A 22,698-nucleotide genomic window follows, 5' to 3' on the forward strand; every position below is an offset into this window, starting at 1 on the left:
GGTACCGGTCCGGCTGTGCCACGCCCTGTGGCACGCGACCTGGCGTGGCCGCGCAGGCCGCAGCACCGGCGAGCAGCAGAACCGCGCCGAGCCGGGCGAGCGCCGACCGGCGCGGCGCGGCTCGCGTCGGTGTCAGAGTCATCCCTTGATCGCCTCGGGATGATCCGAGCCGCGCAAAGACTGGACGAGCGATTGCGAAATCGTGCTGAGCCATTGATACTCTGCGTGAAGTCCTTCTTCGAGGGTCGTCTCGGGTGAAAAGCCGAGCTCTTGGCGCGCGCGCGATGTGTCAGCGTACGTATCGCGCATGTCGCCTCGTTGCGCCGGAAGTCGCTCTATCTTCAGAGGTCTTCCCATCAGCTGCTCGATGAGGGCGAGAACCTGATTCACCGACACCCGAGAGCCCCCGCCGACGTTGTAGACGCGTCCGGCGCCTCCACGGCTTGCGGCCGCCAGGGCCGCCGAAACGGCGTCGCCAACGAACGTGAAATCGCGCGTTTGCTCGCCGTCGCCATACAGGGTGACGGCGCGCCCCTCGATGGCGGCCTTGAGAAAGCGGTGAAACGCCATGTCTGGTCGTTGCCGCGGCCCATAGACCGTGAAGTAGCGGAGTGAGACAGCCGGGACGCCGTACGACTGGCAATACAGGTGGCACAGGTGCTCGGCAGCCAGCTTGCTCACACCATAGGGCGAGAGCGGCTGGAGGCGCGCCTCTTCTCGCATGGGAATGGACGCCTCGTCACCGTATACCGACGAGGTGGACGCGTACACGAAACGCTCGAGCCGCACCACCGTACATGCTTCGAGGAGGCGCTGCGTCGCGTCGATGTTGTCTCGAACATAGACGTCGAAGTCCCGTCCCCAACTCTTGCGAACGCCGGGCTGCGCCGCCATGTGGAAGACGTGCGTCACGTCACGGAGCAGCGGCGCGAGCTCCGCATCCTGAAGTCGCGCTTCCTGGAGTTGGAACTTTGGATGCGCGTGGCAGGCGTGGAGGTTGGCCTCCTTGAGCGCCCGCGTATAGTAGTCGGTAAATGCATCGAGGCCAACGACTTCCGCCTCCTGCGCCAGCAGCCGCTCACACAGGTGCGATCCAATGAAGCCGGCCGCACCGGTCACGAGTGCCCTCATGCGAGCGCCTCACGAATTGTCCCGGGCAGGCGGCAGGGCCGCCGCTCACGGTCTAGTGGCGCGTGCACGGTACGGCCCGTGGCGGTCACCAGGCCGTCGGCGGTGCGGACGACCTGATAATCGAAGCCGACCCGGACGCGCGACACCACACGTCCCGCCGTGCGCACTTCCAACTCATCGTCATAGAAGCTCGGCCGGAGGTAGGCACAACTGGCTTCCAGCACCGGCAACGAGACTCCGTTCTCCTCCATATCGCGATAGGTCCACCCAAGCGTTCGGAGCAGCTCGCAGCGGCCGACCTCGAACCAGACGAAGTAGTTGGCGTAGTAGACCACGCCCATTTTGTCGGTCTCCGCATACCGCACGCGGACCTTGGTGGCCCCTTCAACCATGGGCGTCACCGGTCAGCAGGCTGTCGCGGTCGGACGCGGCGAGACCGCGTGTCGCCGATCGGCGGAGGGCCCTGGTTGCCTCGCCCGCGTCGTCGGTGCCAAAGATCGTCGTCCCGGCGATCAACACGTCGACGCCAGCATCGACGACGAGGGCGGCGTTGCTGGTATCGATACCACCATCAATGGAGACCAGCGCGCGGCTTCCCGTTCGCTCGAGCAGGCCGCGCACCGCCCGTACTTTGGACGTGCTGCGGGGAATGAAGGCCTGTCCGCCGAACCCGGGGTTCACCGACATGAGCAGCACGATGTCGAGATCGGCGGCCATTTCTTCGATCGCCGCGATCGGCGTCGAGGGGTTGAGCGCGACGCCGGCCCGGAGACCGAGCTCCTGAATTCGATGGACCGTGCGGTGCAGATGGGGCGTCGCCTCCACGTGCACGATGAGGTGATTCGCACCTGCTTCCGCGAATGCCTCCAGATAGCGATCTGGCTCGGTGATCATGAGGTGCACGTCGAGCGGAACGCGGGCCACGCGCTTGAGCGCCGCCACGACCGGCGGGCCAATCGTGATGTTCGGCACGAAATGGCCATCCATCACGTCCACGTGTATCCAATCGGCGCCTCCCTCCTCGGTCGCGCGGACCGCCTCGCCAAGCGCGGCGAAGTCGGCCGCCAGAATAGAGGAGGCGATCCGCACGCTCATCGACTGACCTCCAAGGAGATCGCATCGCCAGGCGCAATCTGATAGCCGGCCTGCGGTGCCTGCCGCAACACGATGCCGGGTGGGACGCCGGGATACTGATAGCTGTTGGTCTCCGCCACGCGAAAGCCGCGCGCCCGCAGCGCCTCGGCTGCGTTGGCGCTGACGGTTCCTATGAGATCTGGCATGACGTACGAGCGCCCTTGCTCGCCCTGATTCACGAGCAAAGCCACGCCGTCGCTGCGCTGGCCCGCTCCTGGCGCCTGCGCTATCACGCTGCCGACGGGATAATCGGCTGTCCTCACCACTGCGCCAGACAAGAGCTTCAGGCCGTCGCTTTCGACTCGCAGCGCCGCCGTTCGCTCTGGCGCACCGACAAACGACGGGACGGCCCGTGCGCCCGTTCCCGCGCTCACCCACACGCGCACGCTCCGCGGCGGCCGCGTCCGCGTGCCGGCGGTAGGCTCCTGCGCCACGATCACGCCTGCTGGCACCGCCGGGTCACGCCGTGCCTGTTCTTCGACCTTCAGCGGCAGGCCGAGGTCGGTCAGCGAACGGCTGGCCACATTGACCGTCCGGCCGACGAGGCTCGGCACCGCCACATCGCGTGAGCGGACCGCCAGGCGCATGGCAACGCCAAAGGAGATCACGAAGGCAGCCAGGAGGGCGGCTCCGAGTATGACAAACCGTCCCGCACCCCAGACACGCGTCGAGAGCGCCATCAAACTCTTGAATCTACTACAGGTTGCTGTGAATTGCCTAACGCCTTACATTGGCGGCACTTGGAGCTCGGGCAGCGGTCGGCCCGCAAACAGCCTGCGGCAAGGCCGTGCCATGAGGCGCGCCAGGCGCACCGAGCGACTGACACGTGCGCTGTCGGTCGCGATGCCCGTGTTGGCGTACATCTGCCGGTAGATCTTCGAGATGAGCACAAAGGTCAATCGCGCCTTCATGGAGCTGACAACCTGCGACCGGCCCCAGATGCTGCGCAGACTGTAGAAGCGGTCCCAGACTCTCTGCGTGCGCCGGCGGATCTCGTCTGGCGTCATGACGGGGTGCGGCACGTAGACCTTGGGCCGGAGGACCTGGGGTATGAGCCAGTGTCGCGTCACGGGCACGCCCCCGATGCGGTCAGGATCCGCGCCCTTCGACTTCTCCCACGTTGTGAAATCGATCGTGCCCGGAAAGGGCGTCAACATCACGAATTGCGCGAAGGTGAGATCGGCACGCTCGGCCACCGCAAGGCAGGCGTCGAACGTCTCTGGCTTGTCGCTCGGCAGGCCGAAGATGAACGAGCCGAGCACGTGCACACCGTGCTGGCGAAAGGCGCGCAGCCGCTCCACCAGCGCGTCGCCACTGGCGTTGAAGTCCTTGTACACGTCTTTCAGGCCCTCGGGCGTCACCGATTCGACGCCGACGAGCGCGCCTTTGATGTGCGCGCGCCGCATGGCCTCCAAGAACTCCGGATCTTCCGCCGCTTCCATGGTGATCTGCGTGAAGAAGACCGAGTCGTCCGGCAACCGCGCGAGCTGGGCCATCAGCTCGAACCGCTCTGCGCGCGCCGCTTGGAGCTGCTCGAGCTGTGCGGGATTGCTCCGTCGCGCGGCCATCCGCAGATCGGTCAACGTCACGGGATAGAAATTGTCGTCGGCCAGCGCAATGAAGCGGAAGCCCCGCCGGCGCAGGTCGACGATCTCCCGGATGATGCAGCCCCAATCGCGTTGACGAGGACGCTGGCCGTCGGTCCTCCAGACCGAGCAGAACGAGCAGTGCTTCGGGCAGCCGCGCACCGTCTGCACCGACGCCCACATATAGCGCCCGGCCGGCAGCAGCTCCCAACGGCCCGCGAGAAAACGATCGGGCTCGAGGCGTCCACCCTCGTACACGCGGGCAACAGCTCCTTTGGCACAGTCGCTCAGCACGGTCGACCAGATCTGGTCGCCATCGCCGGTCACGACCGCATGCGCACCGCCGAGCTGAAACGCCTCGTCTGGATAGAGCGTGGCATGGATGCCGCCAAAGACGACATGGGCGCCAGCCGCCCGCGCCGCGGCGCCCACCTCGTAGCCCCGCAAGGCATTACCGGTGTGAATCCCGATCCCGACAACGTCTCCCGCCTTCACGGATCCGGCGTCGAAGGGCTCGAGCGTTTCGTCGGCCAGAATTGGGGGACCGTAACACTCAGGCGTGGCAGCGGCCAGCACATAGAGCCACCGCGGCGTGATGACGCCAATCCCGAACGAGACGTGGCTCGGATTGATGAGATGAATCGTCATTGAAGCGGCGGTCAGCAAGCATTCTCCTTGCTAGGTAGGGCGGATAGAGCCTGGCGCGACGGTCGCGGCGCGCCGGCCGTCAGGCCGCATCGCACCTAATGTCCCGCCGGTCGCCGAAAGTCATAGCGGTTGCCTCCCAACCGTCGGCCTTGATTCCACACTTCGCCGCACGCCCGGCAGCGCCAATACGTCGACGGACCAATGGTCTTGCTCGTGGTTACCAGATCTGTTGCGCCACAGGAAGGGCACGCGCTCGGCGGGCTGATGGTCTCTGAGTAAGTTGGCTGTTGCATCGGTCAAGTGTGCGAGGTTGCTCGTCGCCAGAGGCCCCACGGCCAGTCCCCGGCGAGATGACGAGCTTTGATGAGGGCTGGATAAGACCCTACACGAGGCGGGTCGGAGACAGGACTCAAGAAAGCCAGACTTCGCGCATTTTAGCACGCCCTCCATCTGAACTGGTCAGGAATCGTGCGCGGTCAGATTGCGCGCCTCATGACCGCCGCGAAGAACGCCTCGAGGCCATGCACGTGTGGGAGGGTATGAAAGAAGCCCTCCGCGTCGATGAGCGTTCGCATCGAGTCCGGCACCGGTAGGCTGTTCGCGCCTATCAATGCAAAGGATTCGTGCTCCGCGAGAAAGCGCGCCACGAGATCCTGGTTCTCTTCCGGCTCGCTCGAGCAGGTGGCGTACACCAGCCGCCCGCCTGGAGCGACAACCCGTGCCGCTTCGCGGAGCATCACACGCTGAGCTGCCGCAAAACGGATGAGATCGTCCGGCGTCCGCTTCCACCGAATGTCCGGGTCGCGGCGGATTGTTCCCAAGCCCGAGCAGGGCACGTCGAGCAGCACGCCCTGAAACAGCTCTCGAAACGGCAAGCCGCGTGTTAAATCGATTTGTACGACCTGTACCCACTTGGTGCCCGCGCGGGCGAGTGTGTTCCGGAGCAACTGCACGCGCGCGCGCCTCGTGTCCGCTGCGACGATGAGCGACCCAGGCTCCAGTGCCGCTGCGAGTGCCAACGTCTTACCACCAGGTGAGGCACAGGCATCCAGCACCGGCGCCCTCTCCCCTGCGCAGGTGGCGGCGGCTGCGAGCACGCCGACCGCCTGCGATGCTTCGTCCTGCACGGAGCAAGCGCCTTCCTCGAGGGGTGGTGTTCCGAGCGGGTGCCCAGCGGTAACGATCAGCGCCTCTGGCGCGTAGCGTCCGGGCTGCGTTGCAACGCCGTGAGCTTCGAGCGCCCTTGCCAAAGTAGCCGGCGTCGTGCGTAGCGGATTCGCGCGCAAGGTGAGCGGTGCACTGCGGTTGTTGAAGCTCGCGATCTCGGCGGCGGCCTGAAACCCGTAACGATCGAGCCAGCGCTCCATGAGCCACGCCGGGTGTGAGAGTGTGACCGCCAGATGCTCCAGCGCGCGTTGCCGCCATCGGCGCGCCGCGCCGCTCGCTGATGGTGGCCGCAGTGGGGGGGCTGGTGGAAGGCCAGCGCCTCGCGTGACCGCGATTTGGCGCAACGTGGCGTTGATGAACCCGGCGGCCCGTGGGTGATGCGCGCGCTTTACCAGGTCTACCGCTTCGTCGACCACGACTGCCGCCGGCACGCGTGTCAAGTGGAGGAGTTGGTACGCGCCAAGGCGGAGCACGTCGAGCGATGCAGTGTCGATGGCGTCGAGAGGACGTTTGGCGGCGCGGGTAATCAGGTAGTCGAGCGCGGCCTGCCAGCGAAGGACGCCGAGGGTGATCTCAGTAGTGAGGGCCCGATCGCGGGCGTCCGCCAGACCGTCGCGCTCGCGCGCCAAGGCAATCGGCAGGTCGGTGCCCGTCTCGTGCACGCGACGGAGCGCACGCCACGCCGCCGAGCGAGCTGGAGCCGTCATGGGCGCCGACCGTTGAAACGAGCGCCCACCTCCAGTCGTCGGCCCGCCAGGAAGTCTCTCGCCGCCATCGCCCGTCGTCCTTCCGGTTGCACCTCGAGCAAGTGTAGTGAGCTGTTGTCACCCGTAGCGACACGGAGCACATCGCGGTCCGCCTCGACGATGGTCCCGGGAGCGGCGTCAGTTGGAGCGGCGGGCCGAGTGCGTCGCATCATGAGTCGCTGACCGTGAAGAAACGAGAACGCGCCGGGCCATGGCTGCATCGCGCGCACATGGTTGTGGACGGCCAGCGCGGGTCGGCTCCAGTCGATGAGTCCTTCGTCTTTGCGCAAGCGCGGCGCGTAGGTCGCCTGTGTGTCATCTTGGGCCGTTTCGTCGACGGCTCCGGCGGCGAGTCGATCGACGGTCTCGCAGAGGAGGGAGGCGCCAAGTGTCGCGAGCGCCTGCTCGACGTCGCCACTCGTGTCCTCGGGGCCGATGGGATGCCGCCGCTGCGCGAGAGATGCCCCGGCGTCGAGTGCGCTGACCACGCGCATGATCGTCACGCCGGTCTCGGCGTCGCCCGCGAGCACCGCTCGTTGGATCGGCGAGGCACCGCGGTAGCGTGGCAACAGTGATGCATGCACGTTGATCAAGCCCAGGCGCGGGATGGTGAGGAGAACATCCGGTAGGAGCTTGCCATAAGCAGCAACGACGCCCAGATCCGGCTCGACCGATCGAGCCAGAGCCAGAAACGCATCGTCTTTGAGCTTGTCCGGCTGCCACACTGGAACGTCGTGTACGAGCGCCAGCGCCTTGATCGGCGAGGATCGGACGACCTGCCCGCGCCCCCGCGGTCGATCCGGTTGTGTGACCACACCGACGACCGGATGGCGGGATCGCAGCAGTCCCTCTAGCGTGGGTACGGCAAACGTTGGCGTTCCAAAGAAGACGATACGGAGCCGCGGCTCATTTGCCATGCGCTCGCCACCACGTTCCCTTCCGTTGGAGCCGCTTCAAACGCCACATGATCGACCAGCGTGAAAGCCGCCTGAGCCGGTCGAGATACAGCGTGCCCTCCAGGTGGTCCAGCTCATGCTGGAGAACGCGGGCCAGCAGATTCGTCCCTTCGATCGTGCAAGGCTCACCGTGGCGGTTGAGCCCGCGGACGACGATTCGCCGTGGGCGGCTGACGCGCGCATCGAAGCCAGGCACGCTCAGACAGCCTTCGCGCTGGCGCTGAACGCCTTCCCTGGCCACGACCTCCGGATTTGCAAGCACCAGGATCTCGTGCGGGTTCCGGCCGATCGACAGATCGATGACCATCAAACGTAGCGGGGCTCCCACCTGAGGCGCCGCGAGCCCCACACCGGGTGCGGCGTGCACGGTCTCGATCATGCTGTCGACCAGCACCTGCAGCTCATCATCAAACGTCGTGACGGGCCCCGCTGGCGTATGCAGCATCGAGGCACCGTAGCGAAGGATGGGCTGCGTCATGCTCAAAAACAGTGACGAGTGACGAGTGACGAGTGACGAGCCGGCACGCGAGACGCCGCGGGCTGCCGGCGTGGTCCATCGCTAGTGTCCTGAAACGTAGGATCTACCCTCACTCGTCACTCGTCACTCGTCACTGAATTCGTCACTGTTCTGGGCACGAAGCGCTCGCGCACGCGGTCACGGGCGGCGCCGTAGTGCCCTTGGATCTCGGTAATGGAATCGCCGCCAAACTTCTCGAGGAACGCGTCGGCGACGACTAGGGCAACCATCGCCTCGCCGACACAAGCTGCCGCGGGCACTGCGCAGACATCGCTTCGTTCCACGGTCGCGGGGGAGGTCTCCATGGTTTCGAGATCAACCGACTGCAGCGGCTTCATGAGGGTCGAGATGGGCTTCATATAGGCGGTGACCCGAAGATCTTCTCCGTTTGTCACACCGCCCTCGAGGCCTCCGGCGCGATTGGTCGGCCGCACGACGCCCATGTCTCCGTGCGTGAGCCGCTGGGCGCTCGGCAGCAGGATCTCATCGTGCACTTGCGAGCCTGGACGAGCGGCGGCTGTCGCGCCGAGGCCTATGCCTACCCCTTTGATGGCTGGAATCGACATGACCGCCTGTGCGAGACGGCCGTCCAACTTGCGATCCCAGTGGACGTGACTGCCGAGACCGGGCGGCAAGCCGCGGGCCACGACCTCGAACGCACCACCGAGCGTATCGCCCGCCTCGCGCGCGCGATCGATCGCAGCAATCATGAGCGCTTCCACCGAGCTATCAACGCACCGCAAGGGCGCCTCGGCTGGTATCGCGACGATCTGCTCGAACGTCACGGCCAGCGGGTCGGACAGCGCGGCGTCACCAATGGCGAAGACGTGACTTGCCAGGCGCACGTCGAAGCGTGCCAAGAGCTGTCTTGCCAAGGCGCCTGCCGCCACGCGTGCCGCCGTTTCCCGGGCGCTCGCGCGCTCGAGGACATCGCGAATATCGGAGCGGTCGTACTTGAGCGCACCGGCGAGATCCGCATGGCCCGGCCGCGGGCGCGTGACCGCCGCGCGGCGTGCGCCAGTGGCATCTGCCGGTGCCTCAGCCGCTGCATGCATCGTGACCTGCCAGTTTGGCCAATCCCGATTCCGGATCAGGAGCGCAACCGGACTGCCGAGTGTTTCGCCCTTCCGCACGCCCGACAGAATCTCTGCCTGGTCGCTCTCGATCGCCATCCGGCGCCCACGACCATACCCGCCCTGCCGCGCCCGCAGATCCCGCGTGATCCCATCGGGATCCACGCGCAAACCGGCCGGCAGGCCCTCGATGATCACGACCAGCGCTTGTCCGTGCGACTCACCAGCTGTGAGAAATCGCAGCATTTCGAGGGAATTGTACACGAAGTTTTTGCAACATCTCGGCTCGTCGCGCGCACATGGATGCTGAAACATCCCGTGATCTCGGCACCTCGCGACTCGTGGTCGCCCCGGAAGCGTTCTTGCACAGAGCGACGTGTGCCGCAGCTCCTTGCCGATCGTTTCGTCTGCGGACCGGGAGGTGAAGCGCTCGACCTCGCGACCGGGCGGCGCGTCACTGTGTGTGCTCGCGTTGTCGTCGGCTCCAGGCGGGCAGCGTGGCGGGATCGGTGCGCCCGTCTCGCTCGACTGCGCCATCCTCACCTCGTGCCGCTGGTGGATTGGGCCGAGTGTGGTCACGGCGATCGAGCATCGTGGCTCGAGTTCTACGCTGCCAGTGTTCCTGGACCAACAGACCCTACTGCGGCCGGCGTACACGCCCTCGCCAGCGCGTACGGGACACTTCACGGGTTGAAGCTCGCGGCTGGTGTATCTCCGTGGGGGCGCATCAGAACGTGGAACGGGCGTCTCGCCATGCTGCCAGACGAGATCACCGGTCTCGAGCTGGAAGAGCACGGAAACCGACGGGTAGAGATGGCCGAGCTCGAGGCGGCAACGCGGCTCGCGCACCTTCGAGCCGCTCCGTTGTGCGTGGGGCTACGGCTACAGATCGATCCACTCGTCGAAGGACTGGGCGAGACGCTGGACGCGTGGTCCGATCGGAAGCTCTGTGCCGTGGCACTCGAGGCGCCTCGCGGTGCGGGTCTCACCACCCTCCTCGCGCTCGTGGCCTCGGAAGCAAGACGACGTGGGTTTGTGCCGGTGTGCCCGTCAACGGCGCCGCTCGTCGAGACGCTCCCGGAGCTTCGAGGACGAACGCTGGTCCTGCTTGTCGATCCCTCGGCTACGCTCGGGACGAGCCCCTCGACCGCGCTCGGGACAGGCCCCTCGAGCAGCTCGCGCTCGCAAACACCACTGTTTCCCGGGCCGCTCGTGGCACGCTGGACCCGCGCAGGTCGTGCGGTCGCGTTGGTGACGGGACTCTGGAGCACCCGATCGACGCAACGGAGCCTTCGCCTGGCTGGCTGGTGTGGACGCGAGCTCGTCGGTGCTGTGGCTTGGCCGGCGCCAACGGTGCCAGGACAGATGCGCTTGGCCGTGGAGCAGGCCGCCCACCGTGCGACGGGCATCCCCGGACTCTTGATCAACGCCTTGCACACGGCCGGCTATTGGTGTGGGAGCGAAACGATGGAGACCTATGCACCTGCACGGCGCCACACACTGTTGGCTGCCGAGGACGCACGAGATTACGCTCCCGCACCAGAACCACCACCACCACGCGCGGGCGACTCGACGCCGCCGACCAAGGGTCGCTCGACACCCGTGGCTGCCGTCGATCGCCTGTCGGCGCGGGCGCGAGGGCAGATCGACCGCGCACGGGCGCTCTCGGCGCGAGGTCGCCGCACGCAGGCGATCGCGTTGCTCCGCGTCGCCCTTGGAACGCTGCGCCGCCGCGGTGCGGGCCTTGCTGTGGCGGACGCGGCGATGGCGCTTGGTGAGGCATTGGTCCGCCAAGGCAGCACCGAACGTGCGGTGACGCATTTTCGCGAAGCGGCCGACCTCTTTGCGGTGGAGCACTGCCTAGACCGCGCGAACGACGCAACGCGCGCCATGGGTGCAACCGAGACCGACGCCGGACGATTCGAGGTGGCCGAGCGTCTCTTGCGGGCGACAGAGCTCGATGCGGCCGGCCGGGGAGACGATCGGCGCTATGCGCTGGCACGCGTTGAATTGATGCGCTGCGCGTTTTGGCAGGCGCGGTTCACGCAGGTCGAAGAGCTCGCCGGCGCGCTTGCCACTGCCGCTGAGCCGGTTCGGACACGAGCGCTCGTGTACGAGGCGCTCGCCCTGATTGCACAGCAGCGGATTGTGCAGGCGGGGCAGGTCTTACGTGGCACGGCCGGCGCCGGCAGGCCTTTTGGACACGAGCCGGCAGAGCACGGTGCTGACCGCGTGGGGGAGTCAACGGCCCGATGGCAGGAATCGGATGGTCCATCGACCATGCGGCTCGAGACCGTCGAGTGGCACACGGCCCACGCCGTGCTCCAAACGCGCGTCAGCAATCGCGATGCGGCGTTCGAGCACGTGCGTGCGGGTCTTGCCGCCGCCCGGGCAGCCGCACTTCCGCTCGCTGCGCTGACCTGTCGGGCAATGGCCTTGCGTGTTGCGGGTGCACTGGATGCACGCGCCGAAGCCAGGCGCGCGGCCAGAAGGCTGGCCCGAGCGCGTCGACTCCAGCTCCCTCCACTTGTGAGGGCCTGTGTCGACTATGCGCTTGCCTGCCATGGACCGGGTCAAGCCGCCTGCGGTGAGTCGCGGCGACGCGCGTGGGGTGAGCGAGCGGGAAGCCGCCCGAACGCCGCACCACCCCGATCGTCGATCGTCATGGCGGTCAGCCGCGTACTCGACCCGCTCTTCGAGGGCTCCCCCGAAGAGCGGACGATGGCCGTGGCGCTCTCGGACGTGTTGCGTGTCTGCGAGGACGCCAGTGACGAAGCCATGGGGCTCGATGCCATTTGCCGGTCACTCCGTCGTGAGCTCGATGCCTCAGCGGTCTTCATTGTCGGACGAGAGCCGCCCTCGGGCGCGATGGTCGGCGTCGGGCGACCTGGAAGGGCCGCGCTCGACACGTGCCGAAGCACGCTCGACGCGGGAGTCGCGCAGGGCTTGTCGGAAACCGCGTCCGGCCTGGTGGGCGCCGTTCCCGTGCGGACACATGGCGCCACGGTCGGCGCCCTCGGTGCCTGCTGGTCGTTGGGGGCGACGCCCGACGGGCGCCGCGTTCTCGCGCTCCTGGCATCGGCGGCGGCCGCGAGCGCATCGCTGGTCTGGCTGTTGGTCGATCGGCAGGCGAGGCTGCCGGCCGTGCCGGAGAAAGGCGAGCAGTATGGGCTGCTCGGCGCGAGCCCTGCCATGGCGGAGCTACGTCACGCGGTGGCGCGCGCGGCGGCCGCTCCGTTTCCGGTGCTCGTTGAGGGAGAGAGCGGCAGCGGCAAGGAGCTCGTCGCGAGAGCCATCCATGCCGGAAGCCCCCGGCGGCTCCGTCGCTTTTGTCCGCTCAACTGTGCGGCGCTGCCGGACGAGCTGCTCGACGCGGAGCTCTTTGGTCACACGCGCGGCGCCTTCACCGGCGCCCTCTCCGACCGTGCTGGCCTCTTCGAAGACGCCGACGGAGGCTCGCTCTTCCTGGACGAAGTTGGTGAGCTCTCGCCACGCGGTCAGGCCAAGCTGCTGCGCACGATTCAGGAGGGTGAGGTGCGCCGCATCGGGGAGACGCTGCCGCGCCGCGTGGACGTCCGGATTGTGGCGGCATCGAATCGCTCACTGCAATCCACGGCCGATGAAGGCCGCTTCCGGCGCGACCTCTTGTATCGGCTCGATGTCGTGCACATTGTGGCGCCGCCACTGCGAGAGCGCTCCGAAGATATCGCGGTGCTCGCGGCGCATTACTGGAGCCAGACCACCCAGCGTGTTGGGAGCGCGGCGAGGCTGTTGCCTGCGACGGTGGCTGCGCTGGCGCGCTACGACTGGCCGGGCAACGTCCGCGAGCTTCAAAACGTTCTTGCGGCCCTCGCGGTCCGTGCGCCGTCACGCGGCCAGGTCGGGCCACGCCTTCTCCCCGACGCCATTGCCGCGCAGGCGGGAGCGGCGCACGCCGCGACGCTGGACGAGGCCCGACGCGCCTTCGAGGCGCGGTACGTGCGCGCAGCGCTTGCACGCACGGCCGGGTGCCGCGCCCGTGCCGCTCGCGAGCTTGGCTTGACACGGCAGGGGCTTCAAAAGCTGATCGCGCGGCTGGGCATTGGGTAGGGGTCTAGGGGTCTAGGGGTCTAGGGGTCTAGGGGTCTAGGGGTCTAGGGATCTAGGGACCTAGGGATCTAGGGCACAGGGTGGCACGGGGCCGGGGAGGCGCGATATGCAGAGAGCGGCCATTCGCACGTTCAAGGATCTCGTCGTCTGGCAAAAGGCATTCCGTTTGGCGGTAGACGTGCACCAACTGACGAAGGACTTTCCGGCCGAGGAAAAATATGGCCTCAGCGCGGAGCTGCGCAAGACCGCCCGCTCGGTCACTTACAACATCGCAGAGGGACACAGGCGCGGCACCACGCCTGAGTACCTGCGCTTCCTCCGAATCGCCGCCGGCTCTGTTGCAGAATTGGAAACACAGGTGCTCCTGGCTCGAGCACTTCGCTACTTCTCCGAGGATCAGGCAATACGTATGCTTGCTCTCCACGGCGATATCGAGCGAATGCTAGCCGCTCTGATAAACAAGCTGCGCGCCAAGCAAGCGCGATCGGTTGGATGCCGGCCTATTTAGACGACTCCTCCTTCGCCCTGCCCCTGGCCCCCCCTAGATCCCTAGGTCCCTAGATCCCTAGATCCCTAGGTCCCTTGCCCCTTTACTCCTGCATCCGCGATGCCAGGCGGCGCAGCGCGGCGTCCTCCGGCTCCTTGGCAAGTGCCGCATACAGCATGCGCACTGCTTCATCTCGATGGCCGGCGGCCCAGTGAGCCTCGACCGCGCGCGCGACCAGTGACATGTCGTTAGGGCGAAGATGACGTGCCTCATCGAGCCACGCGGCTGCCGCTTCGTGATCCGATAGTCGCGTGGAGAGGTCGGCAAGGTGTGCGGCGCGCGCGGCGCGACCGTCGGGCCGCGTTGTCGGATCGAGCGCCTGCGCGCGTTCGAGTGCGGTTCGGGCAAGCGACCAGTCGCTGAGCTGTTCCGCAGCGCGGCCCAGGTCATCGAAGGCCGTCACGCTGGCGGGTGGCGTGGCGACCGCTCGCTGGAGGACTTCGACCGCCTGACGCGGGTTGTCGCCAAGGAGCCAGGCGCGCCCGAGCGCCGCCAGCGTGTCGCTCGTTTCTCGTCCTGTGCGGCGTTCGTCCGCTTCAGCGCGCTCGAGCCAGGCGAGCGCCTGCGTGCGCGCTCGTCCGTCCTCCGTGGCCGCTGCCTTTTCGAGCCAGGCGCTGCCTAGCGTTGTCATCACCTTCGTGTCGCGCGGGAATCGAGTGGACGCCTTGTCGAGGACCTCGATGGCTTGGTCGATCCGTCCAAGCCGTGTCAGCGCTCGGCCGAGCTCGACGGCATACTCTGGTTGCTGGGTCTGCTCCGCCAGCTGTTCGAGCTGGGTGACCTCCTCACCACCGCGTCCCAGCTGCCTGGCCGTGAGCGCAAGCTGGGCCCTGGCCTCTACGAGGCTCGCATCGCCTGCCAACGCCCGCCGAAATGCCTCAGAGCCTTCACGGAGTCTCTTTTGGTCGACCAAACAGAGGCCACGCAAGTAATGCGCTTCGGCCAGTCGTGGATCGAGCCTCGAGGCGCGTTGGGCGAGCTCGAGCGCGTCCGCGAGTCGGCCTGCTTGATACGTCGCCAGCGCGAGCTTGTATGTCATCGCTGGCGCACCCGCGTCGAGCTCGAGGCCCGTGCGGTAGTACTCCGCGGCGCGCTCATGGGAGCCCAGCTTCGTGCTGATGTCCCCGAGGCGCTCCAAGGGACGGACGGCGCCGCGATCCAGGCGTGCGGCTTCCCGAAAGTCGCGCAGCGCCGACGGAAAGCCCTGTGGGCCACCGAGCAAGTAGGCTTCGCCCCGCCGCAGGTATGCCACCATCGAGCTCCGTTTCAGCGCGATGGCGCCGCTCAGCGCCTCGATGGCCACGGCCGCGTCATGGTGGCGGAGCGCATTGGTGCCGCGAGCGAGCAGCCCCTGGTACGTACGCTCCCGCTGGATCGCGGTCGCAGCCAAGACCGCCGCGAAGCCCACGGCGAGCAGGACGACGGTCAGGATGGAGCGGCGAGTCATTGGGCCCGAGACGGACGCCTCGGTGAGGCGTCCGCACCAAACTACCTGTACAGGAACCTTTTAGGACACACCGGTGTCTAAAGGTTTACAAGAGCATATCTTCAGCTGCTATTGTAGAAGGATGGAGCGTCGAATGGCCGAGGGGCTCTCGGTCAAGCCAGTTGGCTTGGAGTGGGCGAGCAGCGGCGAAGTCGAAGCCGAGCTCGTAGCGCGGTGTCGGGCAGGGGACGAGCAGGCCTGCACGGCCCTCGTCGAGGCTCACCAGCGCATGGTGTACCAGCTTGCACTGCACCTGCTGGGGGAGCATGACGAAGCGCTGGACCTCTCGCAGGAAGTCTTCCTGCGCGTCTTCCGGACATTGCCCTCGTTCCGGGGCCACGCCTCGCTGCGCACCTGGATCTACCGCATTGTCATCAACCAGGCGCGCAATCGGCAGCGCTGGTGGCGCCGACGGAAGCAACGCGAGCAAGTGTCGCTCGACGACAATTTGCACCGCCTCCGTGAGGTGCCCGATCCGGACCGGGGCGACGATCCGGAGGCGACGGTGGAGCGGAAGGAAGTCGTCGAGTTCGTGTGGCGCGCGCTGGACCGGCTGCCCTTCGATCAGCGGACGGCGATTGTGTTGCGCGAGATCGATGGTCTGAGCTACGACGAGATTGCCTATTCGCTGGGGGTTGCGGTCGGGACCGTCAAGTCGCGGTTGGCCCGAGCGCGCCACCAGTTGCGAGAAGAACTGAGGGTCGCATGAACGCGTTGTCCTGTGCGGACGTTGGCGAGCGGCTATCGGCCTTCCGCGACGGCGCGATGCCGATCGACGAGCAGCGAGCCGTGCGCGCGCATCTCTCCTCCTGCCCGGCGTGTGCCGGCGAGGTGGCGGCGTTCGACTCGGTCGGCACGCTCCTGCGCGCCTCCGTGCGCGCGCGGACGTCCGAACAGCAGGACGATCTGGCCAATCTTCCCATCCGTGTCGTGAGTCAGATTTCCGCCGAGCGCAACATGGCGTGGCCGAATCGGATGGGCCGGTTGTTCGAGGACTGGCACCTCGTGTGGGCCGGTCTCAGCGGGACGACCAGCGCCGCGCTGTGCTTATTGCTGGTCGCCCTTCTGTCGGCGGCCCTCTCGCCAGGGACGGACCGCAACCCGGTGTCGATTCGAGACGCAGAAGTGCTGCCGCAAGTGCTGGCGGGGTCGAGCACGGTCATGCCGGCGGCGCTCGTCTCGAGCGCGGTACAGGCGGGCGAGCTCGAGCTCGCCCTCTCCGGCGTGGTCACGCGCGAGGGACGACTCGCGAACCCGGAGCTGGTCAATGCGAGCTTCAGCGAAGAAGTCGCGCGGCTCATGATTCGTCAGCTGGCAGAGACGCGCTTCGAGCCGGCGAGCCACAACGGTTCCCCCGTGGCCGTTCGCGTGGTGTGGCTGTTCTCGCGCACGACCGTGCGACCTCCGGCTCCCGCTGATATCGGCAAGCCAGGCGCGAGCTTGGCGCCGCCTCTACACGACAACACCGCCGCCTGAGGGTAGGGCGCGTTCGTCGAATGCGCCGTCGAGATGTCTGGGTGAGGTAGGGCCGCCTCGGCGAGGCGGCCCTACTTGATGGAGAACTCGCTCGTGGCGATGTTGGCCATCGTGTCGCTGGCGCGCACGATGAGGCGTGTAGCTCCAGCCCCTTTCAGGCGAATCGCGTAGCGCTCGTCCGGCCCATCCGCGATGCCATCCGCAGGAAACGCTTCACGCCAGCTGAGCGCATCCGTGCTGTATTCGACGCGTTGGATGGGTGAATGCGCGTCCCGGACGATCAGGGACACGGTACCCGGGGCGTCCGATGATTTCGGATCACGCTCGATCGTTGGGGGAGTGTTGTCGATCTCGAACGGCACGCTCTCGCGCTCCACGCTCAGCGCGGTGTCCGGGGGGTTCGCGCCCTGATCGGAGGCAACAAGACGAACGACATACGTCCCGTCGGCGACCGACGATGTGTCCCAGGTGAAGAAAGCGTCGGTCTTGTTGTGCTCGATGGGCGTCCACTCTCTCTCGCCCGCACGGCGGAAGGACAAACCGTAGACGAGGGAGTCGTCGTCATCGTCGCGCGCCTGCCAGGCGAACGTCTGCAGCCCTTTCTGGTACAGCTTCCGGCCAAGGACGGTGCCGCCATCGGTTTCGGCGATGGAGGCTGCGGCCGCCCGCTGGCCGGCCGTCGCGCTGTCGAGTCCCGCCAGCTCGGTGTCGTTCATGGAGAACGGGCGTTGGAAGACCACGCCGGGCGGATGCACGGTCAGCGAGGTAATCTCCGGCCGGCGGTTGCGTGGCAGGTATGTCGTCGTGACGGATGTCAAGATGGGGCTGGCCGAGGCCGATCCTCTGAGCCGCGCGCGCCATTGAATGTAGCGGGCCGGAGGGCTTTCGATCGTCGAGCCGGTCGGCTTGCGGTACGGCGAGGACCAGTCACTCCACGTGGCGTCAGCGGTGCTGGTGTTGCCGGTACGGGTGGCCAGCTCCACGCGTGTACCGGGCGGTGTTTCGGCACGCCACCGGAGCGTGCCCCATCGCGCGGCCGTTTCTGCATCACGGACTTCGGAGACGAACGTGCCCTCGGTCGCGCGTGCCGTTGACATCCGAAAGATCTTGCCCGGGTTGGCCGTTGCAAGATAGACGGCGTCCCGTGTGGCCTCAATGCGCGTGACCTGCTCGGCCGCGGCGTGCGCGACCAACGCCGTCCGGACCGGGTCACCCTCGAGGCGGTAGACCTTGCCCTCGTTGCCCGTGGCCACGAGCAGGCTCCCACTGGGCTCCTCACGGACGTCGTAGGGAAGGTCGCTCTCCGATTCCCACACGCTGGACCACATGTCGTCGGGGCCGATGCGGTAAATGGCGCCTCGCGCTGCGCTTGGTGTGGCGTCCGGCTCTGGCTTCGCTTGGTCGGAGACGGCGCTCAGCGGCACCTCACCGACGCCTGTGACGACAACGTCGGTGGTGACGGTTGGCACAGGCTGCTCCGAGGAGCTCTCCGTCGGGTCGGACTTCGATTCGGCTGGCGCCGACTTGCCGGTTGGATCCATGGCTGCTGCGTAGATCGTCCCGTCGCGCCCAAGGCGAATCGCCTGAATCTGTTTGAACGGCGAGTCGAGCAGCACGAACGCCTTCCCCGATGCGTCGATGCGGTACACACGGCCCGGTGAGGAGGTGCCGGCGAGCACGCGCCCCTTCTCATCGAGGGCCAACGCGGTCACATGCGCCGCTTTCGTGTCGTAGAATAGCGAGCCTTCGCCCTTCGCATTGATGCGATAGACCCGTCCCTTGTTACCGGTCGCCGCGTACACGGTTCCGTCTGCCGCCGCGGCCAACGCCCAGATGTACTTGTCGGGTGGATCGTAGACGGGAGCGCTGTCTTTCTCCCCTTTGACGCGGTAGATCCTGCCGTCCGGTGACGTGCCGACGAAGAGGCTGCCGTTCGGTGCACGGAGGACCGCGTGAACCTGGAGCTCTTGACTGTCGAAGAGAACCGTGGACTCGCCCGCTTGCGTTAGCCGCAGCACCTGCCCCTGATTGCCCGTGCCCGCCAGGAGTGCCCCGTCGGGTTCAACGTGCAGGTCCCAAATGAAGGGAGCTTGCGTCTCGCTGAGCACCTTGCTCGTCGGCCCAAGCGTCACACGACCATCACTGTCGACGACGACGTTGTCGACGTTGCCTTTCAGGAAGCCCGATTGATTGGCAACGGTCCAGAACTTGGGCTCTGAGGCGCCTACCACGGTGGCCAACGAGAGCACGAAGAGAAGAAGGAGCCAGTAATGCGCAGGACGTCTCATAGGTTCTTGGTTCCCGGTTCTTGGTGCACCTAGTACGCCTCGCTGCTTCGGTACGCCAAAGCGCACCAGGAACCAAGCACCAAGGACTTCCTTCAAGGCTCTCGGACGGTTAGCGACAGTCTTCGGTTGCCACTGACGACGTCTTGGGTGGCAATCTCCCATTCGCCGAGTGGAGCCTGCTCGAGCGACGAAACGCGGCTGCTGTTGCGCTCGCCATTGAGCACGGCCATGACGGAAGGGGGCAGCGCGGGCATCTTGCGTCCGTTGACGACGGCGCCGGGCGACGGGCTCATGAGGCGAACGTAGACACGATTGTTACGCCGCGCCTCGTTGAAGACGCGAATCATCTGGTCGATGCTTTCGGCCTGCTGTGGGGATGGGGCGGTCCCATCCACCTTGGCCATTGCTTGCGCGTCCGCGACGACGAGAGACACGGCGCCGCGGGCAAACTCTGGAATCTCGATCGTCAGCGTGCGGGCGATTTCCTCGCCGCGGTACGAGCGCGTCAGCACGTGGAGTCGAACGGTCTCGCCGGCGCGAGGCCGAGGGTTGTCCACCCAAATGCGTTCGATGCTGGCGGTGCGCGGTTGCTCCGTGGAGGTGATGGTGAGCGTGACGGGCCCGATTTCGACCGGGGCCACGTCATTGCGCAGAAGCGCGTTGACCGGTCCCGCCACGTACATTGCGGCTCCCGTCGACGAGGTATCGCCCGCAAAGACATCGTCCAATTCGATCTCGCCGTGGCCGGCCACCTGGGCTTTGCCACGCACCGTGAACGTTGCGGCGCCGAACTCCCGCTCGTAGGACTGCAGTGTGTTCGCCACGGCAGCGAACGTGAGCAGGGGCGTGAGAAGTTGGTCGTTGACGAGATCGAAACGGAACGTGCGCGTTGGCACCTGCTCGCTCTCGAGCGTCAGCGCCAGGGGAACCAACTGGGGGCCCGGACCGAGTGAGCCTGCGATGGCGGTGGCTCGATCTTGGCGCACCCTCCCAATGACGTCGCCCATGCTGTCGATCTTGGTCGACTCCATGAGACTTGGCAGAATCGTGTGCACGTAGCTGCGCGTCATTGGGATGTCGACAGGCCCCAGATTCAAGAACGGGTGACCAAAGGCATACACGCGCTCCTTGTCCACGTAGGTGACGGTGCCGGAGGCGCCCAGGCTGAGGTCACCACGAATGAGGCTGAGACCAATGGCGTCACCCGGCTGCAGCGGGCCAAGCTTACGGGTTGGGGTCGCGTCTGCGGGCTGGCCGGTCACCGGCGTGAAGCCGGCAGAGGCGAACGCCGAGCTCAAGAGTCGCTCGGCCTCACCGCTGAAACCGCCCAACGTCAGCGGCGTCGCGATAGGGCGCAGCGCCACGCCGTAGCGTGTGGCTGTTTGTGGGGGAACCCCGAGCGCGCGAAGCTCCTCGGCGGATTGCGCAAATGGCCGCAGCCGGTCGAAGGTGTCCCTGAGCGCAGCAGCCAAGGCTTCGCGCGTCGTCGGCAGCTCGGCAAGCGCGCGGCGGGCGGCGGCCGGTCGGAAGGCGCCTCGTGCGGTGGCCTCGGTCATTTCCTCGATGGGGGTGATGCCGGCAATCGGCTCCTTCGCAAAGTTGCCGAGCGCATAGGAGACGGCGCCGACCAGCCGACCGTCGATGAAGACGGGGCTGCCACTCATGCCGGCTACAACACCTGCTTGCGCGAGCGGGCCGCCCTCCAGCTTGACCAGAATGAGACGCCGCCTGGCACCGAGGACGTTCTCGAGAACACCGAGGACCTGGACGCGAAACTCCGAGCGCGTCGCCCCCTGAAAGACCGAGACACCGGTGCCGCGCATGCCGGCCCGCACCTCACTCACCGGCATGAATGGCGTACGTGAGTCGAGTGGGGAAGAGGCCCTCACGGGCACCAGGGTGAGCCAGGCGCCAGCAAGTGCAGCGAGCACGGCTCCGAGAGCTCGAAAGGTAGTCATTGAACAGGGCGCGAACGAGACGGCTCTTAGAGCCGTTATAGCATGAATTCACGGATGGGGTAGCGGGTCGCCACACGTGCGCGCCGGACGTGGTATTTCCACGCGGCCGACAGGGTCCCTCTCCACAGGGTCCCTCTCCACAGGGTCCCTCTCCACAGGGTCCCTCTCCACCTTGTCACCCCGTCACCGATTGTGATAGTTTCTATCGAACCATGTTCGCGCCTTCGCGCTTCCGATTCCCGTTTGGCTACCGCCCCACGAGCTTTAGCGGCTCGTTTCGGTGGTGGTACCGAATCGTGGCCGGAGGGGTGGAGACCTAAATCGCGCGCAGAACAGCAATACCGAAGCGCACGACTCACGAGCAAATCGAGCCCCTTCAGCCACCGGTTGAAGGGGCTTTTTCATTATGGGCTTACCAGCGCGCTTGTGCGGGACGGTGACGGCAGCCACGGTCCAGGACCTTCGTCGCGCCCGCGACGAGGTCGGTCCCCTCGTGGACTTGGTCGAGCTGCGCCTGGACGGCGTCCAGGAGCCGGAAGTCGCGGCGGTCCTCGCAGGGCGGCAGCGGCCTGTCGTCGTTTCGTGTCGTCCGGTCTGGGAGGGTGGACAGTTCGAGGGGCCGGAGGAAGCGCGCGAGCAACTGCTCACCGCTGCGCTGACCGGTGGGGCGGAGTTCGTGGACGTGGAATGGCGCGCCTCGTTTCGAGAGCGCCTTCTGGAGCGCGATCCGTCGCGCGTGGTGGTGTCGTTCCACGACTTCGAAGGCGTGCCGGCCGATCTTGCCGCCCTGGTCCAGGCCATGGCTGACAGCCGAGCCGCGGTGGTGAAGGTCGCCGTACGGGTAGAGCGGCTGGCGAGCCTCCTTCCACTCCTGGCGCTCGGCGAGCAATATCGCGATCGCGGTGTGGTCGTCATCGGCATGGGCGTCGCGGGTGTGCCGAGCCGGGTGCTCGCCGCTCGCTTCGGCTCGCGCTGGACGTATGGCGGAGAAGGCGTCGCCCCAGGTCAGCTGCCGGTCGCTCGTCTGCGCGAGGAGTTTCGCCTCGACCGGATCACGCGCGCGTCGACGATCTACGCCGTTGTTGGATGCCCGGTCGGCCATTCGCTCTCGCCTGCGATGCACAACGCGGCGTTCGCGGAGCTGGGCATCGACGCCGCGTACGTCCCCTGTGAATCGCCGGACTTCGATGACTTCCTGACCTTTGCCGAAGCCATGGACCTTCGTGGCTGCAGCGTGACGGCGCCGTTCAAGCGATCAGCGCTTGCGGCCGCCGCTTCTCGCTCTGCGTTGGCCGAACAACTCGGTGTCGCGAACACCTTGCGGCGCAGCCGAGATGGCTGGGAGGCGCGCAACACGGACGTGGAGGGGTTTCTCGCGCCGCTTCGAGCGCGCCACTCGTTACAGGGGATCGCTGCGTCGGTCCTCGGCGGCGGTGGCGCCGCCCGCGCCGTGGTCGCGGGTCTGGTCGGCGAAGGCGTGGAGGTCACCGTCCACGCGCGGCGGCGCGAGCAGGCGGAAGCCGTGGCTGCCTTTGGGGCTCGCGTTGGCGGCTGGCCGCCGCAACCGGACGGCTGGGACTTACTCGTCAATGCGACCCCAGTCGGGACCTGGCCCCAAGTCGATGCGCTCCCGCTGTCTACGGCGTGCCTCCGCGGATCGCCGCCGGCGCCGGCGGACGCCGGCCGGCCCGGGCGGATCGTCTACGACCTCGTGACGAACCCGCAGGAGACACGGCTGCTGCGCGAGGCACAGGCGCACGGGCACGAGACGATTCCGGGGCTCGAGATGCTCGTGGTGCAGGCCGCGCGCCAGTGTGAGTGGTGGACCGGCCGGCCCGCGCCGGTCGAGGCCATGCGGGAGGCGGCGCTCCGGCGCCTTCGAGCGGAGTGACGACG

At 66.8% G+C, this 22,698-nt stretch carries 18 protein-coding genes and 1 pseudogene (1 of these 19 only partly in view); 6 read left to right on the forward strand and 13 right to left on the reverse strand.

Going from position 1 to position 22,698, the window contains the following annotated elements; all coding sequences use genetic code 11:
• The 10 genes and pseudogenes from bamD to aroC all read right to left on the reverse strand — a co-directional run.
• A pseudogene (bamD, locus tag GEV06_11715) lies at window positions 1-142 on the reverse strand (outer membrane protein assembly factor BamD); it reaches 246 nt to the left of the window's first position.
• Window positions 139-1,131 carry an NAD-dependent epimerase/dehydratase family protein gene (locus GEV06_11720; protein ID MPZ18563.1) on the reverse strand — a complete coding sequence of 331 codons (993 nt, stop codon included), beginning with the start codon at window positions 1,129-1,131 and terminating at the stop codon, window positions 139-141. The pseudogene bamD and the gene GEV06_11720 overlap by 4 nt, the downstream one beginning before the upstream one ends.
• Window positions 1,128-1,523 carry a YbgC/FadM family acyl-CoA thioesterase gene (locus GEV06_11725; protein ID MPZ18564.1) on the reverse strand — a complete coding sequence of 132 codons (396 nt, stop codon included), beginning with the start codon at window positions 1,521-1,523 and terminating at the stop codon, window positions 1,128-1,130. The genes GEV06_11720 and GEV06_11725 overlap by 4 nt, the downstream gene beginning before the upstream one ends.
• The gene (locus GEV06_11730) at window positions 1,516-2,226 is read right to left on the reverse strand and encodes a ribulose-phosphate 3-epimerase (protein ID MPZ18565.1); all 711 of its coding nucleotides are present in this window, start codon (window positions 2,224-2,226) and stop codon (window positions 1,516-1,518) included. The genes GEV06_11725 and GEV06_11730 overlap by 8 nt, the downstream gene beginning before the upstream one ends.
• Entirely contained in the window at window positions 2,223-2,945 is a 723-nt protein-coding gene (locus tag GEV06_11735; GenBank protein ID MPZ18566.1) for a PASTA domain-containing protein, read from the reverse strand. Before GEV06_11735 ends, GEV06_11730 begins: the two co-directional genes overlap by 4 nt.
• Window positions 2,946-2,990: 45 nt before the next feature.
• Window positions 2,991-4,499, reverse strand: coding sequence for a radical SAM protein (locus GEV06_11740; protein MPZ18567.1), 1,509 nt, complete (start codon window positions 4,497-4,499; stop codon window positions 2,991-2,993).
• A gap of 476 nt (window positions 4,500-4,975) precedes the next feature.
• Window positions 4,976-6,373, reverse strand: a complete 1,398-nt coding sequence (gene rsmB / locus GEV06_11745; protein MPZ18568.1) for a 16S rRNA (cytosine(967)-C(5))-methyltransferase RsmB — start codon at window positions 6,371-6,373, stop codon at window positions 4,976-4,978.
• Window positions 6,370-7,329, reverse strand: coding sequence for a methionyl-tRNA formyltransferase (locus GEV06_11750; protein MPZ18569.1), 960 nt, complete (start codon window positions 7,327-7,329; stop codon window positions 6,370-6,372). Before GEV06_11750 ends, rsmB begins: the two co-directional genes overlap by 4 nt.
• Complete coding sequence (def, locus tag GEV06_11755; GenBank protein ID MPZ18570.1) at window positions 7,319-7,846, reverse strand: peptide deformylase; 528 nt, start codon at window positions 7,844-7,846, stop codon at window positions 7,319-7,321. The genes GEV06_11750 and def overlap by 11 nt, the downstream gene beginning before the upstream one ends.
• 116 nt (window positions 7,847-7,962) lie before the next feature.
• Window positions 7,963-9,201: a chorismate synthase gene (gene aroC, locus GEV06_11760; GenBank protein MPZ18571.1), complete on the reverse strand. Its 1,239-nt coding sequence runs from the start codon at window positions 9,199-9,201 to the stop codon at window positions 7,963-7,965.
• Between the two features lie 60 nt (window positions 9,202-9,261).
• Between aroC and GEV06_11765 the strand changes: the two genes are divergently transcribed.
• Both GEV06_11765 and GEV06_11770 read left to right on the forward strand, forming a co-directional pair.
• Complete coding sequence (locus GEV06_11765) at window positions 9,262-13,047, forward strand: hypothetical protein (GenBank protein MPZ18572.1); 3,786 nt, start codon at window positions 9,262-9,264, stop codon at window positions 13,045-13,047.
• A gap of 106 nt (window positions 13,048-13,153) precedes the next feature.
• Window positions 13,154-13,555 (forward strand): four helix bundle protein, encoded by a 402-nt coding sequence (locus GEV06_11770; GenBank protein ID MPZ18573.1) that lies wholly within the window; start codon window positions 13,154-13,156, stop codon window positions 13,553-13,555.
• A gap of 82 nt (window positions 13,556-13,637) precedes the next feature.
• Here the strand turns inward: GEV06_11770 and GEV06_11775 are convergent, their stop codons facing one another.
• Window positions 13,638-15,041: a tetratricopeptide repeat protein gene (locus tag GEV06_11775; GenBank protein MPZ18574.1), complete on the reverse strand. Its 1,404-nt coding sequence runs from the start codon at window positions 15,039-15,041 to the stop codon at window positions 13,638-13,640.
• Window positions 15,042-15,162: 121 nt separating this feature from the next.
• Between GEV06_11775 and GEV06_11780 the strand changes: the two genes are divergently transcribed.
• Entirely contained in the window at window positions 15,163-15,789 is a 627-nt protein-coding gene (locus GEV06_11780; GenBank protein ID MPZ18575.1) for a sigma-70 family RNA polymerase sigma factor, read from the forward strand.
• Window positions 15,786-16,556 (forward strand): hypothetical protein, encoded by a 771-nt coding sequence (locus tag GEV06_11785; protein ID MPZ18576.1) that lies wholly within the window; start codon window positions 15,786-15,788, stop codon window positions 16,554-16,556. Before GEV06_11780 ends, GEV06_11785 begins: the two co-directional genes overlap by 4 nt.
• A 71-nt stretch (window positions 16,557-16,627) precedes the next feature.
• Here GEV06_11785 and GEV06_11790 read toward each other — a convergent pair whose 3' ends face one another.
• Complete coding sequence (locus tag GEV06_11790; protein ID MPZ18577.1) at window positions 16,628-18,844, reverse strand: hypothetical protein; 2,217 nt, start codon at window positions 18,842-18,844, stop codon at window positions 16,628-16,630.
• A 92-nt stretch (window positions 18,845-18,936) separates the two neighbouring features.
• A complete protein-coding gene (locus GEV06_11795; GenBank protein ID MPZ18578.1) occupies window positions 18,937-20,802 on the reverse strand; it encodes a hypothetical protein in 1,866 nt (621 codons plus the stop codon).
• Window positions 20,803-20,891: 89 nt separating this feature from the next.
• Between GEV06_11795 and GEV06_11800 the strand changes: the two genes are divergently transcribed.
• Window positions 20,892-21,122, forward strand: a complete 231-nt coding sequence (locus GEV06_11800) for a hypothetical protein (protein ID MPZ18579.1) — start codon at window positions 20,892-20,894, stop codon at window positions 21,120-21,122.
• Window positions 21,123-21,208: 86 nt separating this feature from the next.
• Window positions 21,209-22,693 (forward strand): type I 3-dehydroquinate dehydratase, encoded by a 1,485-nt coding sequence (locus GEV06_11805; GenBank protein MPZ18580.1) that lies wholly within the window; start codon window positions 21,209-21,211, stop codon window positions 22,691-22,693.
• The last annotated feature ends 5 nt before the right edge of the window (window positions 22,694-22,698 follow it).

The organism is Luteitalea sp. (genome assembly GCA_009377605.1).
Taxonomy (GTDB): Bacteria; Acidobacteriota; Vicinamibacteria; order Vicinamibacterales; family Vicinamibacteraceae; genus WHTT01.

Coding starts and splice junctions, on each gene's coding strand:
- GEV06_11785 (MPZ18576.1), top strand. CDS start 15,786: ATGAACGCGTTGTCCTGTGCGGACGTTGGCGAGCGGCTATCGGCCTTC.
- GEV06_11795 (MPZ18578.1), bottom strand. CDS start 20,802: ATGACTACCTTTCGAGCTCTCGGAGCCGTGCTCGCTGCACTTGCTGGC.
- GEV06_11740 (MPZ18567.1), bottom strand. CDS start 4,499: ATGACGATTCATCTCATCAATCCGAGCCACGTCTCGTTCGGGATTGGC.
- GEV06_11725 (MPZ18564.1), bottom strand. CDS start 1,523: ATGGTTGAAGGGGCCACCAAGGTCCGCGTGCGGTATGCGGAGACCGAC.
- GEV06_11770 (MPZ18573.1), top strand. CDS start 13,154: ATGCAGAGAGCGGCCATTCGCACGTTCAAGGATCTCGTCGTCTGGCAA.
- GEV06_11720 (MPZ18563.1), bottom strand. CDS start 1,131: ATGAGGGCACTCGTGACCGGTGCGGCCGGCTTCATTGGATCGCACCTG.
- GEV06_11790 (MPZ18577.1), bottom strand. CDS start 18,844: ATGAGACGTCCTGCGCATTACTGGCTCCTTCTTCTCTTCGTGCTCTCG.
- GEV06_11735 (MPZ18566.1), bottom strand. CDS start 2,945: ATGGCGCTCTCGACGCGTGTCTGGGGTGCGGGACGGTTTGTCATACTC.
- GEV06_11765 (MPZ18572.1), top strand. CDS start 9,262: ATGCTGAAACATCCCGTGATCTCGGCACCTCGCGACTCGTGGTCGCCC.
- GEV06_11805 (MPZ18580.1), top strand. CDS start 21,209: ATGGGCTTACCAGCGCGCTTGTGCGGGACGGTGACGGCAGCCACGGTC.
- GEV06_11775 (MPZ18574.1), bottom strand. CDS start 15,041: ATGACTCGCCGCTCCATCCTGACCGTCGTCCTGCTCGCCGTGGGCTTC.
- GEV06_11730 (MPZ18565.1), bottom strand. CDS start 2,226: ATGAGCGTGCGGATCGCCTCCTCTATTCTGGCGGCCGACTTCGCCGCG.
- rsmB (MPZ18568.1), bottom strand. CDS start 6,373: ATGACGGCTCCAGCTCGCTCGGCGGCGTGGCGTGCGCTCCGTCGCGTG.
- GEV06_11780 (MPZ18575.1), top strand. CDS start 15,163: ATGGAGCGTCGAATGGCCGAGGGGCTCTCGGTCAAGCCAGTTGGCTTG.
- GEV06_11750 (MPZ18569.1), bottom strand. CDS start 7,329: ATGGCAAATGAGCCGCGGCTCCGTATCGTCTTCTTTGGAACGCCAACG.
- def (MPZ18570.1), bottom strand. CDS start 7,846: ATGACGCAGCCCATCCTTCGCTACGGTGCCTCGATGCTGCATACGCCA.